This is a genomic window from Micromonospora sp. DT44 (assembly GCF_049841635.1).
Classification (GTDB): Bacteria; Actinomycetota; Actinomycetes; order Mycobacteriales; family Micromonosporaceae; genus Micromonospora.
Map to the genome: position 1 here is coordinate 80,738 of NZ_JBNCKS010000012.1, position 25,719 is coordinate 106,456.

Annotated in this window: 38 protein-coding genes, 1 tRNA gene and 1 pseudogene; 8 read left to right on the forward strand and 32 right to left on the reverse strand. The window is 69.7% G+C overall.

Features of this window, described 5'->3' with window-relative positions:
* Window positions 1-18: 18 nt before the first annotated feature.
* The 28 genes from ACLQ25_RS09555 to ACLQ25_RS09690 all read right to left on the reverse strand — a co-directional run bounded on the left by ACLQ25_RS09555 (window position 19) and on the right by ACLQ25_RS09690 (window position 14,807).
* The gene (locus ACLQ25_RS09555; RefSeq protein WP_425730540.1) at window positions 19-1,614 is read right to left on the reverse strand and encodes a hypothetical protein; all 1,596 of its coding nucleotides are present in this window, start codon (window positions 1,612-1,614) and stop codon (window positions 19-21) included.
* On the reverse strand, window positions 1,559-2,080 hold the full coding sequence (locus ACLQ25_RS09560; RefSeq protein ID WP_425730541.1) for a hypothetical protein: 522 nt from the start codon (window positions 2,078-2,080) through the stop codon (window positions 1,559-1,561). Before ACLQ25_RS09560 ends, ACLQ25_RS09555 begins: the two co-directional genes overlap by 56 nt.
* Window positions 2,081-2,507: 427 nt before the next feature.
* The gene (locus ACLQ25_RS09565) at window positions 2,508-2,831 is read right to left on the reverse strand and encodes a hypothetical protein (protein ID WP_425730542.1); all 324 of its coding nucleotides are present in this window, start codon (window positions 2,829-2,831) and stop codon (window positions 2,508-2,510) included.
* Window positions 2,832-3,084: 253 nt separating this feature from the next.
* The gene (locus tag ACLQ25_RS09570; RefSeq protein WP_425730543.1) at window positions 3,085-3,360 is read right to left on the reverse strand and encodes a hypothetical protein; all 276 of its coding nucleotides are present in this window, start codon (window positions 3,358-3,360) and stop codon (window positions 3,085-3,087) included.
* Window positions 3,357-3,629 (reverse strand): DUF6221 family protein, encoded by a 273-nt coding sequence (locus ACLQ25_RS09575; protein ID WP_425730544.1) that lies wholly within the window; start codon window positions 3,627-3,629, stop codon window positions 3,357-3,359. Before ACLQ25_RS09575 ends, ACLQ25_RS09570 begins: the two co-directional genes overlap by 4 nt.
* A 137-nt stretch (window positions 3,630-3,766) precedes the next feature.
* Window positions 3,767-4,078 (reverse strand): hypothetical protein, encoded by a 312-nt coding sequence (locus ACLQ25_RS09580; RefSeq protein WP_425730545.1) that lies wholly within the window; start codon window positions 4,076-4,078, stop codon window positions 3,767-3,769.
* Between the two features lie 15 nt (window positions 4,079-4,093).
* Window positions 4,094-4,828 (reverse strand): hypothetical protein, encoded by a 735-nt coding sequence (locus ACLQ25_RS09585; protein WP_425730546.1) that lies wholly within the window; start codon window positions 4,826-4,828, stop codon window positions 4,094-4,096.
* An 8-nt stretch (window positions 4,829-4,836) separates the two neighbouring features.
* Window positions 4,837-5,034: a hypothetical protein gene (locus ACLQ25_RS09590; RefSeq protein ID WP_425730547.1), complete on the reverse strand. Its 198-nt coding sequence runs from the start codon at window positions 5,032-5,034 to the stop codon at window positions 4,837-4,839.
* Between the two features lie 12 nt (window positions 5,035-5,046).
* Window positions 5,047-5,895 carry a DNA cytosine methyltransferase gene (locus ACLQ25_RS09595; protein WP_425730548.1) on the reverse strand — a complete coding sequence of 283 codons (849 nt, stop codon included), beginning with the start codon at window positions 5,893-5,895 and terminating at the stop codon, window positions 5,047-5,049.
* A complete protein-coding gene (locus ACLQ25_RS09600) occupies window positions 5,892-6,719 on the reverse strand; it encodes a hypothetical protein (protein WP_425730549.1) in 828 nt (275 codons plus the stop codon). The genes ACLQ25_RS09595 and ACLQ25_RS09600 overlap by 4 nt, the downstream gene beginning before the upstream one ends.
* A 12-nt stretch (window positions 6,720-6,731) precedes the next feature.
* Window positions 6,732-7,097, reverse strand: coding sequence for a hypothetical protein (locus ACLQ25_RS09605; protein WP_425730550.1), 366 nt, complete (start codon window positions 7,095-7,097; stop codon window positions 6,732-6,734).
* Window positions 7,090-7,461: a DUF4326 domain-containing protein gene (locus ACLQ25_RS09610; protein ID WP_425730551.1), complete on the reverse strand. Its 372-nt coding sequence runs from the start codon at window positions 7,459-7,461 to the stop codon at window positions 7,090-7,092. The genes ACLQ25_RS09605 and ACLQ25_RS09610 overlap by 8 nt, the downstream gene beginning before the upstream one ends.
* A gap of 10 nt (window positions 7,462-7,471) precedes the next feature.
* On the reverse strand, window positions 7,472-8,344 hold the full coding sequence (locus ACLQ25_RS09615; RefSeq protein ID WP_425730552.1) for a hypothetical protein: 873 nt from the start codon (window positions 8,342-8,344) through the stop codon (window positions 7,472-7,474).
* Between the two features lie 76 nt (window positions 8,345-8,420).
* Complete coding sequence (locus ACLQ25_RS09620; RefSeq protein ID WP_425730553.1) at window positions 8,421-8,759, reverse strand: hypothetical protein; 339 nt, start codon at window positions 8,757-8,759, stop codon at window positions 8,421-8,423.
* A gap of 16 nt (window positions 8,760-8,775) precedes the next feature.
* Window positions 8,776-9,189 (reverse strand): hypothetical protein, encoded by a 414-nt coding sequence (locus ACLQ25_RS09625; protein WP_425730554.1) that lies wholly within the window; start codon window positions 9,187-9,189, stop codon window positions 8,776-8,778.
* Window positions 9,186-9,551, reverse strand: coding sequence for a hypothetical protein (locus tag ACLQ25_RS09630; RefSeq protein ID WP_425730555.1), 366 nt, complete (start codon window positions 9,549-9,551; stop codon window positions 9,186-9,188). Before ACLQ25_RS09630 ends, ACLQ25_RS09625 begins: the two co-directional genes overlap by 4 nt.
* Entirely contained in the window at window positions 9,548-9,727 is a 180-nt protein-coding gene (locus ACLQ25_RS09635) for a hypothetical protein (RefSeq protein WP_425730556.1), read from the reverse strand. The genes ACLQ25_RS09630 and ACLQ25_RS09635 overlap by 4 nt, the downstream gene beginning before the upstream one ends.
* The gene (locus ACLQ25_RS09640) at window positions 9,724-9,948 is read right to left on the reverse strand and encodes a hypothetical protein (RefSeq protein WP_425730557.1); all 225 of its coding nucleotides are present in this window, start codon (window positions 9,946-9,948) and stop codon (window positions 9,724-9,726) included. Before ACLQ25_RS09640 ends, ACLQ25_RS09635 begins: the two co-directional genes overlap by 4 nt.
* Complete coding sequence (locus ACLQ25_RS09645; protein WP_425730558.1) at window positions 9,941-10,258, reverse strand: hypothetical protein; 318 nt, start codon at window positions 10,256-10,258, stop codon at window positions 9,941-9,943. The genes ACLQ25_RS09640 and ACLQ25_RS09645 overlap by 8 nt, the downstream gene beginning before the upstream one ends.
* Before the next feature lie 68 nt (window positions 10,259-10,326).
* The gene (locus tag ACLQ25_RS09650; protein ID WP_425730559.1) at window positions 10,327-11,268 is read right to left on the reverse strand and encodes a recombinase RecT; all 942 of its coding nucleotides are present in this window, start codon (window positions 11,266-11,268) and stop codon (window positions 10,327-10,329) included.
* Window positions 11,265-12,311, reverse strand: a complete 1,047-nt coding sequence (locus tag ACLQ25_RS09655; RefSeq protein ID WP_425730560.1) for a YqaJ viral recombinase family protein — start codon at window positions 12,309-12,311, stop codon at window positions 11,265-11,267. The genes ACLQ25_RS09650 and ACLQ25_RS09655 overlap by 4 nt, the downstream gene beginning before the upstream one ends.
* Window positions 12,308-12,568 (reverse strand): WhiB family transcriptional regulator, encoded by a 261-nt coding sequence (locus ACLQ25_RS09660; protein WP_425730598.1) that lies wholly within the window; start codon window positions 12,566-12,568, stop codon window positions 12,308-12,310. Before ACLQ25_RS09660 ends, ACLQ25_RS09655 begins: the two co-directional genes overlap by 4 nt.
* A 20-nt stretch (window positions 12,569-12,588) precedes the next feature.
* Entirely contained in the window at window positions 12,589-12,996 is a 408-nt protein-coding gene (locus ACLQ25_RS09665) for a hypothetical protein (protein ID WP_425730561.1), read from the reverse strand.
* On the reverse strand, window positions 12,993-13,259 hold the full coding sequence (locus tag ACLQ25_RS09670) for a hypothetical protein (RefSeq protein WP_425730562.1): 267 nt from the start codon (window positions 13,257-13,259) through the stop codon (window positions 12,993-12,995). Before ACLQ25_RS09670 ends, ACLQ25_RS09665 begins: the two co-directional genes overlap by 4 nt.
* Window positions 13,256-13,615 carry a hypothetical protein gene (locus tag ACLQ25_RS09675; protein WP_425730563.1) on the reverse strand — a complete coding sequence of 120 codons (360 nt, stop codon included), beginning with the start codon at window positions 13,613-13,615 and terminating at the stop codon, window positions 13,256-13,258. Before ACLQ25_RS09675 ends, ACLQ25_RS09670 begins: the two co-directional genes overlap by 4 nt.
* The gene (locus ACLQ25_RS09680; RefSeq protein WP_425730564.1) at window positions 13,612-14,247 is read right to left on the reverse strand and encodes a hypothetical protein; all 636 of its coding nucleotides are present in this window, start codon (window positions 14,245-14,247) and stop codon (window positions 13,612-13,614) included. Before ACLQ25_RS09680 ends, ACLQ25_RS09675 begins: the two co-directional genes overlap by 4 nt.
* A gap of 75 nt (window positions 14,248-14,322) precedes the next feature.
* Window positions 14,323-14,610 carry a hypothetical protein gene (locus tag ACLQ25_RS09685; RefSeq protein WP_425730565.1) on the reverse strand — a complete coding sequence of 96 codons (288 nt, stop codon included), beginning with the start codon at window positions 14,608-14,610 and terminating at the stop codon, window positions 14,323-14,325.
* The gene (locus tag ACLQ25_RS09690) at window positions 14,607-14,807 is read right to left on the reverse strand and encodes a helix-turn-helix domain-containing protein (protein WP_425730566.1); all 201 of its coding nucleotides are present in this window, start codon (window positions 14,805-14,807) and stop codon (window positions 14,607-14,609) included. The genes ACLQ25_RS09685 and ACLQ25_RS09690 overlap by 4 nt, the downstream gene beginning before the upstream one ends.
* 169 nt (window positions 14,808-14,976) lie before the next feature.
* Here ACLQ25_RS09690 and ACLQ25_RS09695 point away from each other — a divergent pair, with 169 nt between their 5' ends.
* Window positions 14,977-15,336 (forward strand): helix-turn-helix domain-containing protein, encoded by a 360-nt coding sequence (locus ACLQ25_RS09695; protein WP_425730567.1) that lies wholly within the window; start codon window positions 14,977-14,979, stop codon window positions 15,334-15,336.
* A 10-nt stretch (window positions 15,337-15,346) separates the two neighbouring features.
* Complete coding sequence (locus ACLQ25_RS09700; protein WP_425730568.1) at window positions 15,347-15,727, forward strand: DUF6221 family protein; 381 nt, start codon at window positions 15,347-15,349, stop codon at window positions 15,725-15,727.
* Here the strand turns inward: ACLQ25_RS09700 and ACLQ25_RS09705 are convergent.
* On the reverse strand, window positions 15,724-17,103 hold the full coding sequence (locus ACLQ25_RS09705) for a tyrosine-type recombinase/integrase (protein WP_425730569.1): 1,380 nt from the start codon (window positions 17,101-17,103) through the stop codon (window positions 15,724-15,726). The two genes, ACLQ25_RS09700 and ACLQ25_RS09705, sit on opposite strands and share 4 nt — an antisense overlap.
* A 107-nt stretch (window positions 17,104-17,210) precedes the next feature.
* On the opposite strand from ACLQ25_RS09705, the gene ACLQ25_RS09710 reads away from it, so the two are divergent.
* The 4 genes and pseudogenes from ACLQ25_RS09710 (at window position 17,211) to ACLQ25_RS09725 (ending at window position 22,051) form a co-directional block, all read left to right on the forward strand.
* Window positions 17,211-17,281 (forward strand) — tRNA-Phe (locus ACLQ25_RS09710).
* A gap of 284 nt (window positions 17,282-17,565) precedes the next feature.
* Window positions 17,566-18,300, forward strand: a complete 735-nt coding sequence (locus tag ACLQ25_RS09715; RefSeq protein WP_425730570.1) for a hypothetical protein — start codon at window positions 17,566-17,568, stop codon at window positions 18,298-18,300.
* 125 nt (window positions 18,301-18,425) lie between these two features.
* A complete protein-coding gene (locus ACLQ25_RS09720) occupies window positions 18,426-19,799 on the forward strand; it encodes a hypothetical protein (protein ID WP_425730571.1) in 1,374 nt (457 codons plus the stop codon).
* A 508-nt stretch (window positions 19,800-20,307) separates the two neighbouring features.
* Window positions 20,308-22,051, forward strand: a pseudogene (locus ACLQ25_RS09725) (IS481 family transposase).
* 75 nt (window positions 22,052-22,126) lie between these two features.
* Here the strand turns inward: ACLQ25_RS09725 and ACLQ25_RS09730 are convergent.
* On the reverse strand, window positions 22,127-22,984 hold the full coding sequence (locus tag ACLQ25_RS09730; protein ID WP_425730572.1) for a DMT family transporter: 858 nt from the start codon (window positions 22,982-22,984) through the stop codon (window positions 22,127-22,129).
* A gap of 34 nt (window positions 22,985-23,018) precedes the next feature.
* Window positions 23,019-23,792 (reverse strand): GntR family transcriptional regulator, encoded by a 774-nt coding sequence (locus ACLQ25_RS09735; RefSeq protein ID WP_425730573.1) that lies wholly within the window; start codon window positions 23,790-23,792, stop codon window positions 23,019-23,021.
* A 241-nt stretch (window positions 23,793-24,033) separates the two neighbouring features.
* Here ACLQ25_RS09735 and ACLQ25_RS09740 point away from each other — a divergent pair, with 241 nt between their 5' ends.
* The gene (locus ACLQ25_RS09740) at window positions 24,034-24,228 is read left to right on the forward strand and encodes a hypothetical protein (RefSeq protein WP_425730574.1); all 195 of its coding nucleotides are present in this window, start codon (window positions 24,034-24,036) and stop codon (window positions 24,226-24,228) included.
* The gene (locus ACLQ25_RS09745; RefSeq protein WP_425730575.1) at window positions 24,228-24,539 is read left to right on the forward strand and encodes a hypothetical protein; all 312 of its coding nucleotides are present in this window, start codon (window positions 24,228-24,230) and stop codon (window positions 24,537-24,539) included. The genes ACLQ25_RS09740 and ACLQ25_RS09745 overlap by 1 nt, the downstream gene beginning before the upstream one ends.
* A 76-nt stretch (window positions 24,540-24,615) precedes the next feature.
* Here ACLQ25_RS09745 and ACLQ25_RS09750 read toward each other — a convergent pair whose 3' ends face one another.
* Window positions 24,616-25,698: a hypothetical protein gene (locus ACLQ25_RS09750; protein ID WP_425730576.1), complete on the reverse strand. Its 1,083-nt coding sequence runs from the start codon at window positions 25,696-25,698 to the stop codon at window positions 24,616-24,618.
* Window positions 25,699-25,719 lie beyond the last annotated feature (21 nt).

The following is a 25,719-nucleotide window of genomic DNA, read 5'->3' on the forward strand; positions in this document are numbered from 1 at the left end:
GCCCCGCCCCCTCCCTGGTCACACGACCATCAGCTCGTTGTCGTCCTCGTACGCCGACCGGCGTGGTGGTGGCACCTTCACCGTCAGCACCGCCCACGTCCCGAACGTCACCGCCAGCAGCGGCGCCACCGACGGGTTCGCGTAGTCCCACGCCGTGGCCCCGGACAGCGCCCGAGTGCCAGCAGCAGCCAGGGCCACGTTCAGCGGCGCCTCATCGAGATGGAACAGCCGGCCCTGATCGACCACGGCGTCGATGAACAGCCCGTACGCGATGGCCACGTCAGCGGCCCACGGCACGACCAGGTCACCCCGCTTGGGCCGGTCCCGGTCCTCGGCCGGGACGATGCCCAACTCGGCGAGGTCGGTGAACAGCGGTCCCGTCGGGCCCTTGTCCTGGGCGACGACGAACAGCGGGTTGTGCCGGCGCTTCAACTCGGCCAGCCGCCGCGGCGCCCAGTGCGTGCCCGGGCGGTGGTCGACGATCGACGCGAGCAGCGTGCCGTCCGGGCGGGCGCCGACGGCGGCAATGGTGGTGTGCGTGCGGGTCGCGTTGACCTGCACCACGAACACCACATCGGTCGGGCGTACCGCCCGCGCCGGGTCGGCCGTGTCCGGGTCGGCCACCGACGGGTCGAGCTGGCGGCGCCACACCTCGTCAGCGATGACGCCCGATCCGCCGGTCACCCGGCGCGGCCAGATGCCGAACCGCTCCCGGGCGAAGTCCTCGCGCGACATCGCCCGGAACTCGCGGCGGATGTGCTCCAAGCTGATGCGGATGCCCATGGCCGGGTTCGCCGCAGCGGCCAGTTCCGGGCTGGACAGGTCCAGTCCGTCCAGGCCCTCCAGGTCCCCGGCGTGGCCCCAGTCGCGGTAGCCGAGCGCCTCGTCAGGCTCCCACGGCGGGGCGTCCGGAGCGCGCGGCGCCGACGGGTCGCCGCGCTCCCGCAGCGAATACATGATCTCGCCGGAGACGCCGTCTAGTGGTGGCGACGACGTGTAGACGACCTGCGGGTTCGGCCGTGCCGACATGGTCGGCATCAGCGCCGCCTGGTGCACGCTGGTGTACGCGAACGCCTCGTCGATCAGGTTGACGTCACCGGAGAAGCCGCGACCGCTGCCCTTCGACCGGGCCACGAAGCGGATCCGGGCGCCGGTGTCGAGTCGCTCCAGCGACTCCTCACCGTTGGTGTTGATGACCTTGATGAGAATGCCATCAACGTCGTACAGGTTGTCGTTCAGCTTCGTGCCGAGCCGGCCGAGCAGCCACACCACCCGGCGGAACGCCTCCATGGCGGTCTTGTACTCGTGCGCCGACCACATGATCAGCCGCTCGCCCAGCAGCAACAGGCCCGTGAGCGCCCGCGCCTCCAGCACGCCGCCCTTGCCGTTCTGGCGAGGCACGAACTCGCAGAACTCGAAGCACGCCCACTTGCCATCGGCGCGCACCGCCAGCATCGCGGTGATCGAGTCCTCTTGCCACGGGTCGAGCGGCTGGCCCGCCCGGCACATCAACTCGATGGCCTCCGGGCCGTACGAGTCGACCGATGGCGGCTGCGTGTCAACCCGTGGCTTGGCCGCGGCGGGCAATCCGAGCGGTGAGGTCAGTGATGCCACCGCCGCCTCCCGTCGCTCTTGGCATGGCGGGCTGGACGCCCGGCCGGCCCGTGGCCCCGGCGCGCGACGTACGCAGCTCGGCCAGCAGCGCCTTGAGCGCGACCTGCTGCTGCCGGACCTCCGACAGCACGTTGTTGACGATCACGGTCACCTCGTCGCCGCCGTCGTTGACCCGAAACCGCATCCACGCGCCCTCGTCACCGCGCAGGATCCGATCAAGGGTGTCCAGCCGGTCTGTGGTGCGGCACGCCTCCTCCAGCAGCACCCGCTCGGCCGGCTTGAGCGCCGCGCCGTCGTCGGTGAACTGCTGCCAGAGACGCCGGCCCCGCTCGTCCAGCTCAGGCGTTACGGCGTTACGCGTAACCGGCGGCGTGACGGGCGCCGTAACGGCCGTGCCGCCCTGCTGCTGCTCAGCCCGCCGCCGCTCGCGGTAGCGGCGCTGCCGCTCGGCGTTCGAGAGGCCCACAAGCCGCCTCCAAGATCCGGTGCGGGGGGAGAAAAAAGGGAGCGGGCGGGGTCTCCCGCCTTGGCAGGGGTCGAAGCGATTCCGACCCCCCTACCCCTGACCTGCGCAAACGCGAGGCATTCACCATCGAAGAGCGGGCTTGAACATCGATGTCAGTGGCTTGGTGCCGCGCTCTTGGTTGCAGTGGCGTGCGCAGGTGGGGCAGGGGTTGCCGCTGCCGTGTGCTGGGCGCATCCGTCGAGGGTCGATGGGCTGCTGTGCATCCACTGCGACGGGCACGAGGTGGTCGGCGGTGTGCGCACCAGCATGACCGCACAGGTGGCAGGTGTGCCCGTAGAGGGCGAACATCTGGGCTCTGGCCCTGCGATAGGGGCGGCCGACACGGTGCCTGCTGCGGGTCACGGGCTGCGTCCTCCCGCGAGGGTGCTCAGATCCCGCCGAGCACGTAGTACTTGACCTCGGTGGCGGTGGCGTCGATGGCCACCTGCACGCGCCCGTTCGCGTCGCCCCACTCCATCGGCACCCGGCCGGCTTTGTTGGTGCCGGCGGCCAGGGCGATGGTGCGGTCGGCGACGGCGAGGTCGCCTGCGGTGTTGTTCGTGGTGAGGGTGACGGTGTGCGCACCCACGCCGGTGTTGCGCCAGAGGACGAGGGTTCCGGCGGGCACGGTGTCACCAGTCGCGGCGCCGGTCCGTTCGGTGACGGTGGCGCCCACGCTGCTGGCGACGTCGGTGGAGGCGTGGTCGGCCATGTCTGCTCCTCGGTGTTGGCTCCGTGGGTGGTTGCGGGCAGGCCAGCGCCGCACCGGCCTGCCCGCGTTCCCCGCCCGTCGACCGCGCAGGCCCACAAACTCCCTGCGCATCCCGTGGTGTGGTCCAGGGGAATGGCGAGGGCTTGTACCCCCGCCGGCCGCTGCGCGCCCCGTCCCGGACGCACAACAACCCGGGAGCGAGACCGCTCTACCGGGTTGTGGGCACACCTCGCCTAAGAGGTGAGTGATCAAATCATCGGGCTCCCTGACGTTGTGTGTCAAGCGCACCCCGTGCACACCGTGTCGTGTCGTGCAGTCCGTGCCGGTGTCGGCCCCGAGGCGACTGCCGCTTGGCCGCCTCAATGCTGGCCGCCTGGTCGAGGGGGTGGTAGACCGTCCGGCCGATCGGGTGGCGTTCCAGGCCGTCGCGCTGTGCCCAGTTGCGGACCATGGCGACGGTGACGTCTGGGCCGAGGCGGGCGGCGATCTCGGCGGCGGTGCCGTACTCCCGACCCTTGAGGCGGATCACGGTCGCCACTCGTCGCGGTAGCCGGGCCGGTCGGCGTACGGCAGGGCGAGAGCGCGGACTGCGTGCTTCATCAGCTCCCATGCGTCGGGCTTCAGCTCGCGGCTCGTGGAGACGTCGTACAGCTCGAGGATGCGCCGCTTGGCGTCCACCTCGGCCAGCATCCGGCGGGCGGTGGTCTTGCCGTTCTGCCGGGCGCCGGTGGCTGTTGGGAGCCAGTCGCGCTCATCTTCGGCGAGCTGGGCACGCAGCCAGACCAACAGGTCGTCCACGGTCCTCATCGTACCTTCCTAGGCTGATTCCCTGGGTGGAACACCATAACGGTAACTATGGTGCTCACGGATTAGGGCTAAACCGGACAGCGCCGGCCCGTGACGCGAGGTGGACTCACGCCACGGGCCGGGCTCAGTCAGTCCTGATACAGCTCGTCGGGCACTACCGGCCCACGGTCGACGGGCTCGTAGGTTGCCTCGAAGATGTCGGGCTTGCACGGGTACAGCTCGCCCTGGACGCCTCGGATCAGCCAGTCGTCCCGGCCGCCGAGCATCCGGCCTTCCAACGTGACGATCTCGATGCTGTCGCGCAGGACGAGGATCGTCCCCCCTTCGTACGCGTCACGAACCCAGTCCGGCAGGGCGGGCCAGTCCGACCGGGCGGCGCGGATCAGGTCGGCGATGACGACGGCCTGGATCTCGACGGGCTTCTTGCGGAACGTCGGCATGGTGGTCTCCTTCGGTCAGGCGGGTTGGGTCGGTGCGGCCCCCGCGACCGCACCGGGGTCACCGGGCTGGCACAGGTCCAGGTCGTAGTCCGGCGGGTAGGTGTCGGCGTCGGGCTCGACGGGTTGCAGCACGGCGGACCGAGGCCAGATGTGGGCGACGCCTTCGACGGCTCCGGGCATCCCGCAGGGGCAGCCAGCGCCGACGCAGAGGCGTCCGGTGGCGCAGACGACGGTCCAGGCGTCGAGGGGGCCGGCTTGCTGGACGTAGAGCTGGCGCTCACCGCAGTGGGGGCAGGGCACGCCGGCGAGGGGTGCGTGGTCGGGGCCGACGCCGACGGCTTCGCGGATCCAGCGGTCCTCGTCCTGGAGGTGCTTGACGACGACGGCGGCGGTCCCGGGTTGCATCGCGGCGATCGCCTCGATGATGCGGGTGAGGCCGTCGTCGAGGCCGTACGGGAGACGGAGCGTTTCGGCGATCCAGTCGAGCTTGCCGTCGAGCCGTTCGCCCATCTCGGCCCACCGGTTGCGCCGTTCGGGCCGGTCGGCGATCCCGATCATGCCGGGTGTGGGGTCGCTGTGTCCGCCGCTGGCGTGCGGGGAGCCGTAGACCGGGGAGTGCAGCAGCGATGGAACTTCCCTGGCCTCTGCGTTGATCTGGGCGGCTTCTTCGGCGGCGAGGTCGGTGAGGTGGCCGCGCGCCGCCTGGAGGGACCAGGCGGCGGCGGTGGCGTGCAGGTGGTGCGGCGTCACGGTGCTCCTCAGGCGGTGCGAGCTTCGGCGGCGGGCGGGGTCTGTGCGGCTAACTGCTCGACGAGGGCTTCGATCTCGGCGACGTCGGTGTGGTCGTAGTCGACGCCCTTGGCTTCGAGCAGTTCCTGGGCGGCGTCGCTGTTGACCTCCTCCCCGGCAAGGTCGGCGAACAACTCGGCCGCGTACTGCCGGTAGGGAATCGTCATCTCGGTGCCTCCTCAGGCGACGGCGTGGGCGGTGATCATGCGGCCGATGTACTCGCCGGCCTGGGGGACGACGGCGTTGCCGAGAGCTCGGAGCTGAGGTCGCACCACCCCGGTGGGAACCCCATCAACCACTCGACCCACCGCGGGTTCAGCAGGCCACGGGCAGCCTCGGTCGGTGGCGCCGTCCAGTCCCGCCGGCGGCTGAGGGTCCCGCGCGTCGCCATGAAGTGGAGATCCCCACGGCCGCCACGCTCGCCCATCGACGCCGCTGGTGTCGGCCAGAGCCCATGCCGCGCCATCGTTTCCAGTGACGGTCGGACCCTGCCGGTCCGCCCCGCGGCTCCACCCTGGTTCGTTCCGTAGCTGGACGCGCTCGGGGTGGGCAGCAATGACGAACAGTCGCCAGCGGAGGTGCGGAGCACCCACGGCGGCAGCGGGGACACGACCCCACCACGCATCGAACCCGTCTTCGGCAAGGTCGCTGAGGACGTCTCGGAGACCGGTACGGACGAGGTTGGGGACGTTCTCGATGAGGACCCACTCCGGTGCGACGGCCTGGACGACGGCGCGGAACCAGGGCCATCCCCACCGCTCGTCGGCGGTGCCGAGCTGCTTTCCGGCGATGGAGTGGCCTTGGCAGGGGAAGCCGCCGGCGACCAGGCGAACGGGAGGCCGAGCTGCTCCCAACCACCAACCAGCTGCGGTGCGGACGTCGTCATGCTTGGGCACCTCCGGCCAGTTCTTGGTGAGTACTTGTCGGCAAAACGGGTCGATCTCGACCTGGCCGACGCAGGTCATGCCGGCGCGGTCGAGGCCGAGGTCGAGCCCGCCGATGCCGCTGAACAGGGACAGGTAGTTCACGGCTTGCCCAGCTCGCCGACGGCGGCCACGGCAGCGACAGCGGCCACCCCGTCGAGGAACGCGATGGAGGTGCCGGCGAACTGTTCAAGCCGGGCGCGGATGGCGTGTTCCAGCCGGTCCCGCAACGCCTGCTCCGACTCGTGCGCCTGCGCGTCGAGGGCGCCCAGGACAGCCTCCGTGCACTGCTCCCGAACCGACAGCGGCACGAACGGCCCGATGTCCAACAGCGTGCGGCTGAGGGCGTTGAAGGCCAGGGCGTGACGGCGGCGAACGGCCGCCTCGTCGTCCTGCGCGCGAGGCGACACGGAACCGAGGGGGGCCTCCGCTTCGTCGTCGGGCTCGACGGGGGTCACTTCGGGTGCGGTGTCGTACCGGGCGAGTGCCCGTTCGATGCGCTCCTGGGCGTCGCGGACAACGGCGAGCACTTCCCCGGCCGCACCCAGCTCGGCGGCGTGGAGGTTGATGACGCCTTGTCGGAAGGTGGCGACCTGCTGCGTGGAGTCGAGGTCGTGGCGGAGGCGGCGGATTTCGGTGGTGCGGTTGGCGAGTTCGTCGAGGACGTCGCGCAGGGAGGTGAGTGCCTCGTCGCGTTCGGTGGTGATCTCCCGTATGGCCCGGTCGTGGCTGGCGTCGTCGGCGGCCTGGCCGTCGTCGTGGCGGTGCTGCTCGGGGGTGTGGCCGCAGCCGACGCGCTCGGCCATGGTCGGCACCCGGCGGGGTGTGGCGGACGTGTCGATGTACGCCTCGCCCTGGATGCCGACGGCGTTGATGAGTCGGGTGATCGCGGGTGCGGGTTCCATGTGCTCGGCGGGCTGGTCGGTCATGGCGGTCCTTCCTCAGGCGGGGATGTTGGCGGCGGGGAGGTGCACGGTGGTGATGCGGCGGTGGAGGCGGGGCTCGTCGACGTGCTGGCGGCAGGGCACGGTGTCGAGCGGGTCGACGTGGCGCGCGGGCTGGGCCCGGCGGCGGGCGGGCCGCTTCCGCTCGGTGGCGGCCTCGTCGACGGACTTGTTGTGGTGCGCCTGGACGCAGCCGGCGCAGCTCCGGAGGTTCCACCACCGGTCGTTGCCGAGGTCGCTGTTGGGCGGCAGGGAGGCGAGGACGTAGCGGTCGCCGGGCCGGATGACCCGGTGGCAGGCGCGGGACTCGTTCTCGCAGCGGTGGGTCTTGCGTGCGGTGCGGACGGTGCGGATCTCAGCCACGGCGGCTCTCCTCAAGGGTGTTGGCCAGCTCCAGGAGGACGTCGGCGTGGCAGGGCTGGCCGGGCGGGCACCAGCACGCCAGGTCCTTGCCGCGAAGGTCGCCGCGCTCGAGCGCCGCCTTGAGGTGGACGTGGGCGACGATCAGCTCGTGGTCCCAGAACAGCGGCGGGAGGGTGTCGAGCGTGATCCAGGTGCGGAACTGGGCGACCAGGTCGGCGGGCTCGTAGTAGCAGCGGATGGTGGGGCCGCAGAAGTCGACGCCGGCCCGGAACGGGTTGCCGTAGCGGGTGGGGCGGCCGACGTAGACGGTGTTGGCGGGCATGTGCCAGCCGGCGGTGCGGCGGCGTTGGATGCGTGTGGGCATGGCGTGCTCCTCAGGCGCTTCGGCGGGGCAGGTGGATGACGACGGCACCGGTGGCGGGGTCGGCGGTGGGGACGGCGCGGCAGAGCGGGCAGGCGGGCCGGCCGTCGGGGCGGTTGCCGGCGGCGAACGCTCGGCCGTGGACCGGGCAGCCGCGGGCGGGTGCCGGCTTCTCCCCCACATCGGGAATCGGCTCTTCCGGCTGGGTCGCGCGCGGACCTGTCAGGGCCGTACGAACCTCGTCGTCAGGGGGGGTAGGTCGTATACCTGGTTGGTCTTGGTTGGTATCGCGGTCCGGTGGACCCCCCACGGAGGTTCCATCGGACCCCCCACGGGCGGGTTTGGTGGGTCCATCGGACCCCCCACGGGTTTCGGCCGGATCGGCTTGTGGGGGTACCGGTGGACCCCCCACGGCGTTCTGCCCGACCGGTTCCATCAGGGGTCCGGTGGACCCCCCACGGCTTCCGCGCTGCTTCTCGTACTCGGCGACCGCGAGCACCTTCAGTTGCGCCGGGGTGAGCACGTCCACCCGGTCGAGGAGATCGGTGGGGAGGGTCAGCCGGTACTCGTCGCCGCGGTGCTGCCGGCGGGCGCGGGCGCGGACCTTCTCCGTGAGGCCGATCTCGACCATCTTCCGCTTGACGGCCTGGGCGACCTTCAGCCCAACCTCCGCTTCGACGGCGACGGTGGCGTCTCCGGGGTAGATGCTGGCCCCGTCGGGGTCGGCGTGGGTGGCCCACACGTGGGCGACGGCTTTGAATGCGGCGCCGGATACTCCGCCTCGGGTGCCGCGTCCGTTGCCCGTGATGAGGCCGGCGAGGCGGGCGCGGTTGATGATCTGCTCCCACTCGAATCGGCCTACGGGGCGTAGCTCGCGGTCGGTCACCGGTGCTCCTGATCTGGTGTGCGGGTTGGGGCGGTGGTGGCCGGCCGGGCCCCGTGGTGAGGCCCGGCCGGACCGGTCAGGCTGCGTTCGGGTCGGGTTGGCCGAGCAGGGCGCGGGCGAGGCGGAGCGCGTCCGTCCAGTCCTCGCGGGCGTCCAGCGGGTCCGGCTCGTTGAGCGGGTGGACCAGCCAGCGCTTCGACGGGATGTGGTCCGGATGCTCGACTTCCTCGGCGTGCTCGTCGTGCATCTCGTCGCCGATGTTCTGGAGCAGCACGGCCAGCGGCTTGGCGAGCTGCTCGGGCAGGCCGGTAGCGAAGGGCAGGCGGCCGTCGAGGCGGCCGGCGGCCTCCAGGACGATGTTCGCCTCGGGCGAGTGGCTGTAGGCGACCTCGCGGGGGGTGGTCTCGGTGCTCATGCGACTGGCCTCCCTCTCAGCGGCGGAACAGGTTGGCAGTGCGGAAGCCCATCGACTCCAGGGCCGACGTGCTGACCACCTCGTCGGTGGCGGCCTCCAGGAGGTCCAGGAGGGTGTTCAGGGCGTCGGTGTCCGGGACGCGGTCGGCGGGCGGCTCCCACTGGCTGGCCGGGTGGAGGTGGACCTTGTCGATCCAGCCGGCCTTCAGGACGCGAGGGGCGTCGTCGGAGGCCACGGGGCGGCCGGCGGCGAGCGCGGCGTTGATGTTGTCGGCGAACTCCTGCCACGCTTCGGCCGTGCCGTCGATGTACTCCTGTCGGCGGCGTGTGGCCTTCTCCTGTGCCTTGGTGTTGGCCTCGGTGGCGGCGAGGATGCGGCGGCCGATCTCGGCCTGGACGCGCTTGATGAGGTCGGTGCGGTGGAACTTCATGCGACTCGGGTCTCCTTGGGTGCGGCGTAGCGGGCGAGGATGCTCTGGACGGTTGAGGCGGGCGTGCCGGTGGTGGAGGCGATCTGCCGGACGGACCAGCGCAGCCCGGCCAGACGCAGCACGTCGCCCTCCAGCCGCGCCCGGCGGGCACCGGCGGTCTCCTCCATGTGCGCCAGCGGGACGGCCGGGGCGTCGCAGACGAGCCGCCGGTCGGCGACGGTCCACACCGGGTCGCCGGTGATGCGGGCGCCGTCGTTGGCGGCCATCAGGTCGAGGGCAGCGCACGCCTCGGCCTTCAGCGCGGACAGGGGCCGTTCGGCGACGCCGATCTCCCAGATCGCGCGGTACGTGTAGCCGGTCACTGGTCGTCTCCGATCCGCCGGAGGTGTGCGGCTTGGGCTTCGGTGGTGTCGGGCAGCTCGTGCACCCGGTTCGCCCGGGGCAGGCCGCACGGCGGCCGGCACGGGCGCTGGCCCTTGTGGTCCGGCGGGATGTCCCGGTCGGCCTCGTACAGGTGCGCGGCGGTCGTCTTCTTCATGACGCCCACTTCCGGTACACCTGGCGGGCGGTCTTCCGACCGGCGACCGTCGCCAGCGGCAGGTGACCGATGTGCCAAAACCCGTCGACCAGGTCGCAGCGGTACTCCCGCATGCCCTTGTTGTTGCGGTGGGTACGCAGGTGCCGCTTGGCGAGCTTGCGGGTGGAGAAGAGGCGCTTCTGGTGGGTGTCGCAGTAGCCGACGTATCCGGGTTCAGCCACGGTCCACCGTCCGGAGGGCGACGGTGAGGCGGTGGATCTCCTCACGCAGGGCTGGCACGTCCTCGACGAGCGCCGCGGTGAGGAACCGGACGGTCGCCTCGTCGCCGCGCTCGCGGGCGTCGAGCAGGTCGGTCCACCGGTCGGCGACCGCGTCCAGGTCGAGGGCCTGGGCGGGCGGCCCGGCCGGGGCCGGCGCGAGGCCGGCCCCGGGGAACAGCTCGATCACGGTGTCGGGCTCGTACTTCTTGCACCCGGCGGCGGGAATGCCGCCGCGACGGCCGGGCCCGACGACGGGGTGGAGGGTTTCCATCCGCCCGCACCGGCAGCGGCGCATCGGCCGGACCGCGCCACCGTTCGCGGCGCCCGGGTCGCGGCGGGTCACCGGGCGCCGCCGGGCTGCGCCGCCTCGGGCCAGTCGTCCTCGGCGAAGCCGGCGGCGGTGTCCGGGCCGGCCGGCTCGGCCGACGCGTCGTCGACGACCTCACCGTCGACGTAGTCCGTCTGGACGGTCGCGGCGCCCGCCGGGGCGTCCGGGGCGGTGGCGATCCGCTGCGCCTCGGCGGCGGCGCGGAGCTGCTCGCGGCGGAACTCGGCGGAGGTGGGCACCCACTTCTGCAACTGCCGGACGCTGGACTTGAGCCACATTGCGGCCTCGTGGTTGACCCACGGGCTGTACTTGCTGCTCGACCCCTGCGACGACTTCTTGATCCGGTCGATGTCGTCCTGGCCCAGCTCGACGACCCGGGACACCGCACCGTTGAGCATCCGGGCGTAGGCGTAGACGCCGATGAGCTTGCCCCGCTGCTTCTCGCTGCCGAAGTTCCCGCCGGCCTTCTTGTGCCAGGGGATCTCCTGCGGCCCGACCCACCGGGCCGGGTGCCGGTGGTCGAGCTGGCCGGGCGCGTACTCGTACTCGTCGTTCTCCCGGACCACCTCGGCGACCACGCTGGACACCGCGCCGGCCCGGTACATCAGCTCGATGTGGCCCTGGTAGCCGGTGATGCCCAGGATCTCCAGCCGCTCACCGACCGCACGGGGGGTGAGGTAGTACTGCTCGGTGCCGGGCTCGAGGCCCTGCCGGGCGGCGTCGAGGAGGGCGGCGAGGAACACGCCGGGGTTGTTGGCGGCGGCGATCTCCAGCTCGAAGCGGCCGTCGTCGCCCCGCTTGCCCTTCTTGAGGGCGCCCTGGGCGAGGCGAACCCAGGTGGCCGGCTTGACGTGGGACGGCAACACCTGGGCGAAGCTGTCGGAGTACTGCTTGATGAGGCCGGCGGGGCTGTTGTCCCGGGTGGCCACGGCCTGGCTGACGGTCTGCGTCACTTCTTGCTCCTGGCGGGTGTGAGTCGGTCGGTGGTGGAGGTGGCGAGGTACGCGGCGGCCACCTCCGGCTGTTCCGCCTTCAGGCGGGTCGAGTCGAGCCGCGTCGTGTCGTAGATCGAGCGGGTGGCGACCTTGACGCCGTCGTGCACGGCCACCCGGTTGGCGCCCATCTCGGCCCGGAGGCGGGCCTCGAAGCGGTCGCATAGCTTCTCGGCGGCCTTCTTGAGGGCGCGGGCCCGGCGGTACCCGGCGGCGGTCGTGTGGCTGATCTCCGCCTCGGCGTCGACGAGGTCCGGGTGGAGGCGCTTCACTGCGGCGAGGGTCGCCCGGTGGCCGTCGACGTCCGGCGGGTCGTCAGCCGCAAGACGGTCGAGGAACCGGCGGGCGGCGTCCCGCATCACGGTCAGGTCCCGCTCGTCACGGCGGATCCGGTACGCCCGGAACCCGCCGGGGCCGAGCATCGAGAGGTGTCCCTCGTCGGTGCCGAGGACGTCCATCTGCCAGAGCACCTGGCAGCGGTAGTAGACCGGGACGTCGTCGGTGCCCGGGTCGCCCCAGCCGTCCCAGGACGCGGTCCACTTGCACTCCAGCGGTGCCAGCACCTGCCCGGTGGTGCCGGAGGGCCGGCCGAGGCAGTCGGGGCACGAACCGATCCCGGTCTCGAGGTCACCATCCAGGCCGGTCCCGTCGCATCCCGGGCACACCCGGTAGACGAGCCGGTCGGGGGTGGCGAGCTGCCACGGCCGGCTCGGGTGGGCGTACAGGCCGGCGCGGGCACCGGTCAGGTTCTCGTTCGGGTCGTGGGTGTCGAGCCACCAGTCGGCTACGACGGGCTCGACGCGGCGGCCGGTGGCCATCTCCTCGTTGTCGGGGGTCTCCCACCCGTTGCGCTTCTGCCAGAACAGGGAGAACGGCGACTCCCACGGGGACAGGCCGAGCACGGCGGCGATCTCCGACGCGGACACGCCCTCGCGGCGCAGCTTGTGCCACTCCGGGTTGTCGGGGGTGGCGACCGCTGCGGGTAGCACCTCGATGGCGGTCACGCGGCACGTCGCTTGATGGCCCGGCGCTCACGCTCGGACAGTCCGCCCCACACGCCGAACGGCTCCATGCGCTGCATGGCGGCCTCTCTGCACTCGGTCTGGACCTCGCAGCGGGCGCAGATGCTCTTCGCCGGGCGGGTCGACTCGCCCTTGTCGGGGAAGAAGATCTCCGGGTCGACCTGGCGGCAGAGACCGCGGTCCTCCCACCGGCCGCCGGTGTCGACTGGGGCGACCTGGAGGGCTTCGTCGTTGCGGATGACCCGAAGGTGTGGGCTGCTCACTGCCCCTCCCCAGTGGTGTCGGCCGGGCGGGCGTGGGTGGCGAAGATGTCCGCGACGGCGGCGGCCGGGTCGGCGAGGGCGCCGCGCATCTCGGCCAGCACCTGGCCGCGGTCGACGGGTTGCGTCCACTGGTTGGTGAGCCGCACCTCGGCCGGGTTGAGCAGCCCGGTGGCCTCGTCGGAGCCGACGGGCAGGAACTGCTCGGTGCGGGTGGCGAGCTGCTGGGCGGCGGGGCTGATCCGATGGCCGGGTCCGACCGGGTTGGGGATCTGCTTGCGGCCGTTGTCGTCGACGGGGCCGCCCTTGTCCCAGCGGTGCCGGCCACCCGGGCGGGGCTGCTCGACGGTGTCGGTGCCGGACCAGGGCAGGCCGAGCGCAGCGGCGGTCTCAACGTCGATGCTCACCTCAGGTCCTCCCGGTCGAAGTCGGCGGCGCTGGCGTAGTCGAGCCAGGTGCGGAAGTCGCTGACCATCGCCTGCTGCTCGACGGTGAGGAACACCTCGGCGTCGGGGTTGAGGGCGGCCTGCGCGGTCAGTTCCTGGCAGGTGTCGGTGAGTCGGCGGCCCTGCATCCGGACCTCAAGGAGCGCGTCGATAAGGAGCAGCAGGGCCAGGAGGGCACAGCAGCCGAGGGAGGCGATGGCCCAGATGATCAGCGCGGTGCTCACGCGGCCCACCCGCTGACCTGCCCGGTGGCGCGGCCCGCGCGGTCCGTCCACATGTATTCGCGGTCCAGCTCGGCGCGCTCGTCGTCGGTCAGCGCGGCCAGGGCCTGGCCGAGGAGTCCGGACAGCCACAGGACGCGGGCGATGGGGTCCTCGCCGAGGCCGCAGTTGGCGGGGGTGACCTCGATGTGCTCGCCGGGGCCGAGCAGCGCCGGATCAGTAGCGACCGGGAAGCACGGGTCGTCGGCGAGGGCGAAGGGCTGCACATCGGGCATTGGACGGATCGGGGCTGCGGCGGGGAACACGGTGGTGCGGGGCAGGGGCGGGATCTGCGGCGGGTTCGGCCAGGGTGACGTCATCGGGTCGCCACCTGTCCCGTGTGGATGTTGGCGGAGTACGACTGACGCAAGGCGTGGTCCGCCATGGTGGCGGCCGGGATATGGAGGACACCGACCTCGATCGGGCCGAAGTACCGCTGCGCCCGGAAGTGCCCACGGCGGCCGGTCCTCTCCGGCTCCACGCCGAGCAGCTCGGCAGCCACACGAACCTGCTCGGCCTGGGTCTCGTCGTCGCCCTCGGCGTGCACGACGAGGTTCGGGTAGAGCGGGATCGGCATGGTCGTGTTGGCCTCGTAGAAGTCGGCCGCTGCGCGCAGGCCAGCGATGAACCGCTGGCGCGGGTCCGGCTCAACCCGAGTGACGACGAACCGGGGCGGCTCCGGCTCGATCCGGGTGATGGAGCCGTGTTCGATCACCCGGCCGTCGACCAGCACGTTGACCGTGCCGATGCCCATTTCGGTGTTCTCGATCGTCACGGCGAACCGGTGGCCGTCGCGGATGACGTCGGCGGCGAGGAACGCGGCGCGGAGCCGGTCGGTGATCTCGGCGGTGGTGGCGCTGGACGGGAACGTCAGCGGCTCGATGCCGGCATTCACGTCGAACGCGACGCGCACGGTGGCCGTCTGCTGGTCGGGTAGGGTCTGCGGTTGCATCTGGACTCCTTGCTGGTAGGTGGGTGTCCGGGTGGGAAGCCCTTCGTCGTGTCCGCGGCGGGGGGCTTCGTTCGTTCAGGCCCTGGCGGGCTGACGGCGTGCGCGCTGGCGGGTGACCCGCTCACGGGTCTGCTGGATGGCCTGCTCCCGATCGCTCGGCGGGGCAGCCTCAGTGCTGACGGTGTGGCTGGCGAGGAACGCGGCCAGCTGCTCGTCGGTGAGGTACCGCTCCTTGCCGATCCGCACGTGCGTGAACTTGCGGTTGCGGGCCCGGTCGGCCAGTCGGCGCGGCGGGATCCCGAGCTTGGCGGCGATCTCGCCGAGGGGGGTGAGGTTGGGCAGGGCGCTGAGGGGGGTGGTCATCGCGTCCTCTCTTCCGCGGTGACGGTGTGGGCGTCGATGTACGCCCGGTAGCTGCTGATGGGGATCCGGACGGGGCCGTTGCGGCCGTCGCCCTTGATCGCGTGGAGGGCGCCCGACGTGATGTAGCGGCCGACGCTCCAGCGGGAGACCCGCAGCCGCGCGGCGACCTCATCGACGGTCAGGAATTCCTCTTCCACGCGACGCCTCCAAGCTGCTTCATGTTGCTTCGTGATGTGCGATGCCTACGTTAACTTACGACGCATCACGAAGCAACATGAAGCAGCGAAAGCGCGAGAAGTTGTGCGATGGCTTAAGTTGCGTCGCCTTGCTATGTCCGATACGGCACGTCGTGCTACAACCTGCTACATGGCTGAGCGGGGACCGGCGTACGCCTTCTGGGCGCGTGTGAAAGCCGAACAGGCGACCAGGGGATGGACGGACTCCGAACTCTTCCGCCGATCAGGCGTCACCCGTAACACGATCAACGGGCTCAAGACGCGTGAGCGGGTCACGGCCTCGACCGTGAACGACTTGGCCGATGCCCTGGAGATCCCCCGCGACGAGGCGCACAAGCTGGCCGGCCTCGTACCGGCGGACGACGAGCCCGACGGGGAAGCAGCCAACGCCCGAGAGGCGATCCTGCGCGACCCGATCTACAACGACGAGCAGCGCGCCGCGATGTTGCAGCTACACGACCTGTTCGCCCGCGCCAACCGCCCCGACTAGGGTCGCGACCGTGAATGACGAACTGGTGACCTGGCTCCGCGCCCAGCTCGACAAGGACGAGCGGGTGGCCAAGCGCGCGGGCGTGCATCACCCGTCGTGGGCCTACGACCGTGAGACGTTCACCGTCTCCAGCGACGGCGGGTGGTCCATCGCAGCCCGCAAGGATGACGGCTCACCGATCAACGACGTCGACGGCGAGCACATCACCAACCACGATCCGGCCCGGGCGCTGGCCGAGGTGGACGCCAAGCGGCGCACCCTCGACCGCTGCGTGCACTACCTCCGCTACGAGGACTACGGCGGCCCGCTCGCCGAGGAGGTCCTCGCCCTGCTCGCCTTGCCGTACGCCGGCCGGCCCGGCTACCGCCGCGAATGGGCGCCCGACGCCTAACCCTCCGGCTGCGGCTCGCCCTGGTCGTCGTTGAGGAGGTCGTCGAGCGCGTCGACCGCAGCCTCCTCGGCCTCGGGCATCAGGTCGCCGTAGATCTCCGACGTCGTCGACAGCTGGGCGTGTCCGAGCCGCCGACTGATCGCCAGCGGCGTCATCCGCCGATCCGAGAACAGCCAGGCCGCGTGCGTGTGGCGTAGGTCGTGAGGGGTCGGCCGGCGCCGCAGCACCCCGGGGCAGTCGCACGTGGATGCCACGCCGGGCTCAGGGCCGAGATGGTCACGGCAGCGCGTCCAGCCGGCGGCCGCGAGGGCACCGCACGGCTTGCCACGATCGTTGGTGCCGCCGAAGTCCCGGCAGCGGGCCCGGACCGGCCCACCGTCGGGGCGAGGCTCACCGCGGTTGGGCGGCGGGTGCTCGGCGCAGCGGCCGGCAGCGTCGAGTGCCGGGTTCCAGCGACGCTGCAAGAAGTTGGAGTAGTGGATCGGCCCGCCGCCAGGTGCCGTGAGGAGGAAGGCGTCGTCGGGCCGGTCGGCTATGCAGGGCTTGAGGGTGGTCATCAGGCTGGAGCGCACGGGTGGATGGCGCCGGCGGCGACCCTTGGTCGTGCCCAAGTACCAGCCACCTCGTCCGTCGCGCTTCCAGGCACGCCAGATGCGGACGCGGTCTTTCTCGCCCGGCGTCGTGGCTGGGCGGATGTGCCCGACGCTCAGCGCGGTCGCCTCGGACCATCGGGCGCCGGTCGCCGCGAGCACCTCGACGAGCGGCCGGTCCTCGGGGTTGAAGGCGTGCAGCAGGATCTTGTACTCGACCGGGGTGAGCCGGACCTGGGTGGGTTCGCCGGTGTCGTCGTGTTCGATCTGGTCGCGCTTGTACTTGACGCCCTCGGCCGGGTTGTCGGTGATGACCTTGTCGCGGACGGCCGCTTCGAAGATCTGGTTGATCAGCGTGAAGTAGCGGGTGACCGTTGTGTTCTTCAGGCCGGGCTCGTCGTCCTCGTCGGGGTCGTGCAGCTGGTTGAGCAGCGTGCCGATGTTGGTGGCGGTGACCTTGTCCATCGGCTTCTTGCCGAACGCGGGGAAGATGCGGTTCTCCAGCTGGCTCTTGTAGCCCGCTCGCGTGCCGGGGGTGATACCGGTCTTGGCCGCGAGCCACTCCGGGGCGTACTCCTCGAAGGTCGGCACGATGGGGCCGGCGTCAGGGTCGATGACGCCCATGTCGACGTAGACCTGGTCCTCGGTGCGGTTGCCGCGGTAGCCCTCGACGATGGCCTTGGCCTCCAGGGCGACTTCTTCGGTGGGCCAGGTCGTACGCTGCTTCTTGCCTTGGTAGCGCCAGATCACGCGGTACGACGGGCCGTGCTTCTCGATCGACGCCACGCGGCGAACCTATGTCCCCATGGGGACAGCGGCAAGGTCCGAGACGGTAAATCCCCGTCACCTACCGTACGGATCGCACATGGGGAATCGGGACAGAATCGGACACCGACAGGTCATGATCACTAGCCGTGGCAGACTGAAAATCGGAAGGTCGGCGGTTCGACCCCGCCCCTGGCCACATAGCCTTTCGCCGGGCTACAGGAGCGCCGACCAGCGGAAACGCCGGTCGGCGTTCTGCATTACCTCGTGCAACGGCAGACGCCGGTTTGACCTAGAAGGACCGCTGTAGACCCTCGGTTGCCGTTGCTCGCTGCACGTTGGCTGCACGACCAAGCGGGTCGAGGGGATCGGAGGCACGTCGTGACCGAGTGGCAACGGTTGTCAGTTCGACGTGGCGCTTCGGCCGATGACGGCCCTTACGAGGGCGTACCTGATCACCTTTTGGCCTCCCTGGACCATTGGGTGAAGATCACCCTGATGACTGTGCAGGGGGTAGGCGTACACCAACGAAGGGTGATCGACACCAACATGATCCGGCGGGTCGCTCTGGCCGTGCGACTTCCCCTCCGCACCGAGATCCAGCCCCTGGACCTCAGGAACACTTTCCTCCAGAGCTGCCGGTCCGCCGGCGACCGGTACTTGGACGTTCTGGACGCAATCCTTCACCTGGCACGAGCAGACTCCGCCGCACTCGCCAAGATTTTGAGTGAAGGCGGCTCCGTCTGGAGAGTGCGGGAGGACGGCAAGGCCCTCGAACGGCGCGTGGACCCAGTGTCGACTGACGCGTTCGGGCAGGCGACGGCAGTGGAGGACCTCGCGAGTGCAGAGCTTCGCCAAGCCTGGTCCCGTGCCTTCGGACGGGACTCGGACGCGTCTGACGCTTGGGACCATGCGATCAAGGCGGTAGAGGCCATCCTCGCGCCGCTCATCGTGCCAGCGCAGGACAAACCTCAAGTAGGGCACGTGCTAGGCCAACTCCGCAGCCAGGGTGAGCGGTGGCGACTCGTAGTCCCCGGTCCGGGCGAAGATCACTCCGTTGGCCCGTTGATCACGATGCTGCAGACCATCTGGCCGAACCCCGACCGTCACGCGGCCGGCAATCCCCGTACACCGTCAATGGCCGAGGCGCAGGCAGTGTTGCACCTAGCTGTGACAATCGTCCAGTGGGCACGATCCGGAGCAATCGCCCGCGCCTGACGTATTGAGACGATGCATATGCAGGGCGCGTGACTGCCTAGGGCAGAGCTACTATGGTCGGATCGACTAGGCCGCCGCACCTAATTGACGAGGCCGTCGAAAGATCCTCAGGTCAGGAGGAGAGCGTGCCACTCGATTTCGATTCATCTCGCGCCCCCATGACTTCCAGAGATTACCTCTCCCTCGCCATGGCCGTAAAGGATGCGCGAGATAGCGATGAATCGGATTGGATCGAATGGAAATCCACCCTCGATCTAGCATCAGTTGATGGCAAGGTAGCGGTCGCTCGGGGCATCATAGGCATGGCCAACCGATCCCCTTCGGTGGCCTCAAGCCACTGCGAGGGCAGGTCCTTCTTTGTGGTGGGCATCCATCCGGGAGCGGTGCCAGGAATCGATGAAATCGATCCGGCCGTATTGGAGGATCGGCTTCGACCGTATCTCGGAGATGACGGCCCACGCTTCGCCGCTCATTGGGTTTCTGTTGAGGGTCGGACCGCTCTGGTCATAGAGGTCGCCGCGCCTCGCGACGGCGATCCTGTGCACCACATTCGGAAAGAGGGGCCGGGTGTCCGGGACGGGGACATCTTCGTCCGCCGTGGAGCCAAGACGACTCGCGCATCATCAGTGGAGCTTCAACGGCTATTTCAGCGCGCTCGGAGTACGTCTGGACTTCGTGGAATAAGCCTGACTATGACTGGGCCACCCGAGGTCTCTACTGTAGATTTCTCCGACGAGATGCTGGACCGTTGGATCTCGACCACGAGACGTAGCCTGCTCGCGAGCCTCCCCGGTCCGCCTGAGAGTGGAATAGAATTCAACCCCGGGCTTGAGATATCGCGGCAAATACAAAGCACGCTTGTCAGAATTTCGCGCCTCTTTCCTCAAACCGAAGAGGACCGCACTCCGGAAGAATACCGGAGTGAAGTTACAAAATATTTGGAGAAGTGTAGGGTTGCGCTTCCACATGTTCTGCGTCGAACTGCGTACTCGAAATTGCCTCCAGTTCAACTAGCGCTCACGAACGATACGGAAGAAAATTATTCCGCAGTTCAGGTGGTCGTATACCTACCTGGCACAGTGAGTGCCGAGCGCCCGTTAATGCTTGCGGCGAACGAGGCACGGCTACCCAAGCCTCCTCGCCCCTACGGCCCTTACATGGATTCGCCACTCGGCAGGCAAGTTGACATATACAGGCACTCTGCGTTTCAGGGCAGTTCCGAGAACGTGATTTTCGGGAACGTGAATGTGACGGGTCCGCCGGGCGTCCAGATAGACAATGGCGGGTCGGTCACACTGACTTTCTCGCCGGTCGACCTTCGCCCTCTGGAATGTGATGTATTGCTGACTCCGGTGGTGCTGCTGCCCCAGGTGCCGATTGACGGGTCAATCGTTGCTACCTGGACAGCCACTTCCAAGAGCGTGCGTGGCGTCGAGAAAGGAAGCCTTGAGATTCCGCTTGCGATAGAGCCTGCATCAATTAGTGACTTCATCCAGTAGGACCAGCGGACGCTGCGGAGCGACAACCCCCGCTGCCATCCCGTCTGCCGCCGACCCACGCACCGTGGAGCGGGCCAGGGCCAGGGTGACAAGGTCGTTCGTCCGGTAGGGCGCTCCACCGCCTTCCGATTGCTGAGAACGGACAGAGGCGTCCGACCCGGCCACGGTCTTTCGGGCCCCGTCACCGGGTCACCTCACTGGCCCAGGGGTGACGCGCGGGGTGGGGTGTGAGGTTCGGGGCAGGCTGACTTTCCGCCCCGGCGCCGTAGGCGGCCGGGGCGGCGGCTCCGTCAGGAGCCGGTTACCGCGCCCCGGCCCGCGCCGCGCGGAGCGCCTTGATCGAGTACAGGCAAATTCGGCAACAGATCGCAGGCAGGCAGTGTCCCGTCACGGCTGATGCTTGACACTCGCGTCCCACCTGATGCTTGACATGATCACCGTTTGGCTTCTTGATCGCGTGTTGTTGCGGTAGCACTCGATCTGGGAGCCGGGATTGGCACTGGTGGAGATGTCGATCGTGGAACAGCGGTATCAGGCCGTGATGGCGGTCCTGGCTGGTGATCCGGTCGTGGACGTGGCCGAGAGGGTCGGGGTGTCGCGGCAGAGTGTGCATGGGTGGCTGCGCCGTTATGCCGACGAGGGTCTGGTTGGCTTGCAGGACCCGGTCTCATCGTCCGGACGGGTGTGCTCATCAGGCGTCGCCGGAGGTGGAGGCGTTGGTGTGTGAGCTGCGCCGGCACCATCCGAAGTGGGGGTCGCGGCGGATCGCGTTCGAGTTGGGCCGTCATGGCTGTCCCGAGCCGGTGCCGTCGCGGATGACGGTCTATCGGATCTTGATCCGTCACGGTCTGATGACCCCGGCCAAGCGTCGTCGGGGCCGCAAGGACTACGTGCGCTGGGAACGTGATCGGCCGATGGAGTTGTGGCAGATGGACATCGTCGGCGGGATCTTCCTGCCTGACGGTTCGGAGGCCAAGGTCGTCACCGGCGTTGATGACCATTCCCGTTATTGCGTGATCGCTTCGGTGGTGCGCCGGGCCACCGGCCGTGCGGTCTGCCTCGCGTTCGCCGAAGCGCTGCTGGAGTTCGGCGTGCCCGAGGAAGTGCTGACCGACAACGGCAAGCAGTTCACCGCCCGGTTCGGTAACGGCGGTGAGGTGATGTTTGACCGGATCTGTCGGGAGAACGGCATCGTGCACCGGCTCACCCAGCCCGCGACACCGACCACCACGGGCAAGGTGGAACGGTTTCACCAGAGCCTGCGACGTGAGCTGCTTGATGACGTGCCGGTCTGGCCGGACATCGATACCGCTCAGGCGGCGATCGAGGTGTTCCGGCACGAATACAACACCGACCGGCCGCATCAGTCCCTCGACATGGCGTTTCCCGCCAGCCGCTTCCGGCCCGCCGAACCCGGCGTGGTGCCGGTCAAGTTGCCCGCCTCGGTGACGACACCGGCCCAACCACCGGCCTGGCCTGAGCCAGTCATGGCCCCGCAGCCGGTGGAGCACTGGTCGCCGTCAGCGGTGGAGTTCGACCGGGTCGTCCCACCGTCTGGCAATCTGCAGGTGGCCGGGAAACAGTTCTAGCTCGGACCGGCCCGTTCCGGAGTCACGGTGACGTTCTGGGCCGACACCGACGTCATCCACCTGCTGATCGCCGGCGCCCGGATCAAGTCAGTGCGTTCGCACCTGTCGGTCGCCGACCTCGCTGCCCTGCTGCGTCAGGGTGGCCGCCCGGCCGGTCCGCCACCGCTGCCGCCAGCCGAGCAGGGTGAAGCGGTCGAGGTGGACCGGACCGTGAACCGGACCGGCAGCGTGTCGCTGGGTCAGCACCTGGTCCTGGCCGCGGACATCCTCGGCGGGCGCCGAGTCGGGATCCGCATCGACGCAGCGACGTTGAGCTTCTTCGACCTCGACACCCGGCAGCTGCTGCGCACCCGGTCGAACCCGCTGACCCCCGCCGACATCAGCCGACTGCGAGGTGTCCGCCCCGCCGGCCCACCACCACAACCAGCAACCGGACCAGTGCCCGTTCAACGCCGCGCGTCGAACTCCGGCGTGGTCATGGTCGTCGGGCAGAAAGTCGCGCTCGGCCGAAACCACGCCGGCAAGACCGTCAGAATCGACGTCACCGCCACCGACCTGACCATCCACACCGACGCCGGACCCCGCACCGTCAGACGCACCAACGACCAACCCGTCCGTAGCATCAAAGCCCACCGACCCCGCAAGGTCAGCAACAAAACCTAGACCAACCGTCAAGCAACACCCGGGACGGATCCGTCAAGCATCAGGTGGGACTAGACAATGCAGGCAGGCAGGCTGCTATCGCTTCTCGGCCGACCGCTTCCGGGTGAGGGTGACCCCAGCGAGGACCAGGACGATGCCGGCCACGATCGCGACGGTGACGGCTTCGTGCAGGAAGATCCCGCCGAGGATCACGGCGGCGATGGGCAAAAGGTAGGTGACCACCGATGCGGCGGTCGGGCCTTCATCATCGATGATGCGGTAGTTCAGGACGTAGGCCGCTCCGGTGCCGAGTGCGCCGAGGACGAGCAGGCTTGCGACGGCGTCGAATCGCCATGTCGGTGCGTCCAGTCCTGCGAACGGGAGGGCCAGGCCGAGCAGGACTGTGGCTGCGCCCAGCTGGGCCGCCGACAGCAGGAGCGGAGGAATTCCACGGCCGGTCAGGAACCTGCCCATGTAGACGTAGCCGAGTCCGTAGCTGGCGGCGGCGGCGAGGCAGGCAAGGCCGCCCCAACTGGCGATCTCACTCGCGGACTCCCACGGCGAGAAGATGACCACGACGCCGAGGAACCCGAGGGCAAACCCGGCGGCCTTCTTCACGGTGACGGCCCGGTCGACGCCGACGAGGAGGGCTAGGAGCAGCGTCCACAGCGGCGTGGTTGCGTTCAGCACGCCTGCCACGTTCGATCCGACCGTCGCCTCCCCGATACCGAACAGCACGTACGGCACGGCGTTGGAGACCAGGCCCGCGACGAGCAGATGCCACCAGACATGTCGCTCTCTCGGAAAGCGCAACCCCCGGGACAGGGCGATGGGCGCCAGAACCACGAAGCCGAGCAAGAGCCGGGCGAACACGATCTGCACCGGGTTGAAGCCCCGCAGCGCGAGCTTGATCCACAAAAAGCTGGAACCCCACAGCAGCGCCAGAGCAGCCACCCGAACGATGCCCGTCCGGGTGACGCCTTGGTGGTCAGTCTTCAACGGGCATCTCGTAGTCCAAGCCGTTCACGTCGGCTCGCATGACGAATTTCGTCACCTCGAATGCTCGCCCCTCGCCGTCGGTGCTGGTGTGCAGCACCTCGATCACGGGCACGCCCGGCGGCATCACCAGGCCCTTCACTTCTTCGGGCGTCGGCATGCGGGAGCTCACCTCCTCGCGGATACGCACGATCGGGTAGCCGAGATCCTCCAACCGCTGGTAGATGCTGCCTCGACCGAGCTTCTTCTCACTCGCCAGCGGCGATCCCTCGACCACCGCCGTAGGGATGTAGGTGACCGCGACTTGCACCGGTTCGTCATCAGCGAAGTACCAGTTCTCGCGCCGGACGACCTCTTGGCCGGCGTTCAGTCCCAATCGCTCGGCAACATCAGGCGGTGGCTGGACGGTCGTGACTGACCGGCACTCCGTGTGCGGGACCCGCCCTTGTCGCTCGACCTCGATTCGGAACGGCGAAAGGCCGGTCTCGTTCCGTGCTCGTCGGGAGTACCGGTCCCGGCCCATCCTCACCAGCGGCCGGCGCTGGCGTACGAAGACGCCTCGGCCATGCTGAGCCTGCGCAAGCCCCTCGGCTTGCAGGATGCCCAACGCCTCGCGCGCCGTGTTTCGGGCAGTGGCGTACCTGGACGCCAATTCACGCTCGGACGGAAGCTGGTCGCCGTCTACGAGATCACCGCGCATGATCGCGGCCCGTAGCTCCTCGGCGATACGGCGGCTCGGGGGCTGCCGTTCTTCCTGATTACTCATCGGATCACCCGTTCCTCAAGGTGATCCCAGGCTACCGCTACTGGCTCAAGCCAGCTATTGACAGATGCCCGCCCCTTCACCCAAGCTGGCTTAAGCCACTACTGGCTCAAGCCAGTTGGCCGGCGGGCAAGTCGCCCGCCAACGCCGGGAAGCCGGCGCAACCAAGAGAGGGCGGGGGCGGCCGCGCCGAGAGAGACCGGCCGGCCACCTCAGTCCTGATGAGGCGAGAGGGCAACCCGCGATGAGGATCCGCAATCCGTTCCGCCGGCACGGACGCCGGCTCGCGCAGCTCGACCAGACCGGCCCGGCCACCTGCTACCCGCACGGCTTCGGCGCGTACCCCGCTCCGCCCGCGTGGGCCGGCCCCACCCTCATGACGACCGTGTCCCCGCTGCTCACCCCCGGACAGCGTCACCGTGCCGGCGGCAACTGGTGATGGGCGAGGAGCCGACCACCGCACGCGCGGCCCGTATCGAAGTCGGCCAGCGTTCGGTCCGGGCGCTCGCGAACCACCTGCAAGGTGAGCACCTGCCGCGGCGGCCGGACTGGGACTGCCTGACGTGTGACCCTTCCACGCCCTGGCCGTGCGACCCGGCGCGGGTGCGCCTCGCCGAAATGTACGAGGAGCACGACAACCGGATCGGCCTGTCGATGTACATGGGTTCGCTGCTGCACGCTGCGCTCGAGGAGATGCCGGACACCCCGGCGAACGAGTTGCACGAGAGGTTCGTCGCCTGGACGCGATGAGCGACACATCGCCGCAGTCGAGTCGATCAACTCTCGCCCGAGGCCCCGTCGGACGGGTCGGCGCACGGCAGCCCGGTCACTGGTCGCTGCGGCCCTGTTGGCGGTGCTGGGCGATCCCACCCTGGATCGCCTCCCACACGCTGCGGCCCGCTTGCCGGAGGCTCTCGCCGGCCTGCTCGGCGAGCTGCGCCGCGCTCTGGGCTGCCGCCTGCGCCCCACCCGCGACACCGCCGCCATCCTGCTCACCACCTCGCTGCTGACCACCACCTGGCTGCTGGCCGCCGCCCTGCTGATGCTGGCCACCACGGCCCTGCTGACCACCACCGCCGTCCTGCTGACCTCCGCCCCGCTGCTCACCGCTCGGGCTGCCCTCAGGCCGACCGTCCCCGCCTCGGCTCGTCGTGCCACCACCAGTCGGACCACCCGCGGTAGGGCCACCACCGCCCGGGCCACCACCGCCCGGACCACCACGGCCGGGACCGCCACCAGCCGGACGGCCTGCGCCCGGGCCACCGCCGGTAGGGTTACCGCCGCCCGGGCCGCCACCGGTCGGACCACCGCCGGTCGGACCACCGCCGGTCGGACCCTTGACACCCCTAGCGCCCCCGGGAGGCCCGGACGGGCCAGGTGCGGAGGTGGGAGCGGGCGGACCGGCCGGACCCGCCGGGCGGGCGGGTCGTGCCGGCGACTGGTCGCCAATGGGTACACCGCTTCGCCCGGCCAGTTCGTCGCGTACCCCGGCATGTTCTGCCCGGGCGGTGATCTCGGCGGCGGCGGCCGCCAACTGCTCGCTACTGCGGTTCACGTCGTCGAGCGCGCCGGTGCCCGCGCGGGCGAGAGACTCGATGACCTGCGGGTTGTTGTCGATGGTGTCGAGCGCGCGGCCCAGGAGCGACACCAACTGCTCCAGTCGTACCCGCAGTTGCGCCTCGGCGTGTACCCCGTCGATGTCCAGTTCGACACCGTGCAGGTGGACCCGTACGCCCGCGTCGAGTTGGAGCAGGTTGGCCAGCCGGGCACGCAGCGAGATGTCGGCGTCCAGCCCGTCCACGGCCAGCCGGATCGAGTCGACCGAGACCTTCGGGATGTCGAGGAGGACGTCCGGGTCTCCGGCGTCGGCGTCCCGCTCCGGCCGTCGCTGCTGCGCGTTCTCGCTCATGCTCTCCCGCTCCGCCCGTGC

Coding starts and splice junctions, on each gene's coding strand:
- ACLQ25_RS09745 (WP_425730575.1), top strand. CDS start 24,228: ATGGGCGAGGAGCCGACCACCGCACGCGCGGCCCGTATCGAAGTCGGC.
- ACLQ25_RS09680 (WP_425730564.1), bottom strand. CDS start 14,247: ATGCAACCGCAGACCCTACCCGACCAGCAGACGGCCACCGTGCGCGTC.
- ACLQ25_RS09635 (WP_425730556.1), bottom strand. CDS start 9,727: ATGAAGAAGACGACCGCCGCGCACCTGTACGAGGCCGACCGGGACATC.
- ACLQ25_RS09625 (WP_425730554.1), bottom strand. CDS start 9,189: ATGAAGTTCCACCGCACCGACCTCATCAAGCGCGTCCAGGCCGAGATC.
- ACLQ25_RS09740 (WP_425730574.1), top strand. CDS start 24,034: ATGAGGATCCGCAATCCGTTCCGCCGGCACGGACGCCGGCTCGCGCAG.
- ACLQ25_RS09580 (WP_425730545.1), bottom strand. CDS start 4,078: ATGCCGACGTTCCGCAAGAAGCCCGTCGAGATCCAGGCCGTCGTCATC.
- ACLQ25_RS09600 (WP_425730549.1), bottom strand. CDS start 6,719: ATGACCGACCAGCCCGCCGAGCACATGGAACCCGCACCCGCGATCACC.
- ACLQ25_RS09620 (WP_425730553.1), bottom strand. CDS start 8,759: ATGAGCACCGAGACCACCCCCCGCGAGGTCGCCTACAGCCACTCGCCC.
- ACLQ25_RS09610 (WP_425730551.1), bottom strand. CDS start 7,461: ATGCCCACACGCATCCAACGCCGCCGCACCGCCGGCTGGCACATGCCC.
- ACLQ25_RS09645 (WP_425730558.1), bottom strand. CDS start 10,258: ATGGAAACCCTCCACCCCGTCGTCGGGCCCGGCCGTCGCGGCGGCATT.
- ACLQ25_RS09565 (WP_425730542.1), bottom strand. CDS start 2,831: ATGGCCGACCACGCCTCCACCGACGTCGCCAGCAGCGTGGGCGCCACC.
- ACLQ25_RS09750 (WP_425730576.1), bottom strand. CDS start 25,698: ATGAGCGAGAACGCGCAGCAGCGACGGCCGGAGCGGGACGCCGACGCC.
- ACLQ25_RS09675 (WP_425730563.1), bottom strand. CDS start 13,615: ATGACGTCACCCTGGCCGAACCCGCCGCAGATCCCGCCCCTGCCCCGC.
- ACLQ25_RS09685 (WP_425730565.1), bottom strand. CDS start 14,610: ATGACCACCCCCCTCAGCGCCCTGCCCAACCTCACCCCCCTCGGCGAG.
- ACLQ25_RS09590 (WP_425730547.1), bottom strand. CDS start 5,034: ATGACGATTCCCTACCGGCAGTACGCGGCCGAGTTGTTCGCCGACCTT.
- ACLQ25_RS09735 (WP_425730573.1), bottom strand. CDS start 23,792: ATGAGTAATCAGGAAGAACGGCAGCCCCCGAGCCGCCGTATCGCCGAG.
- ACLQ25_RS09695 (WP_425730567.1), top strand. CDS start 14,977: ATGGCTGAGCGGGGACCGGCGTACGCCTTCTGGGCGCGTGTGAAAGCC.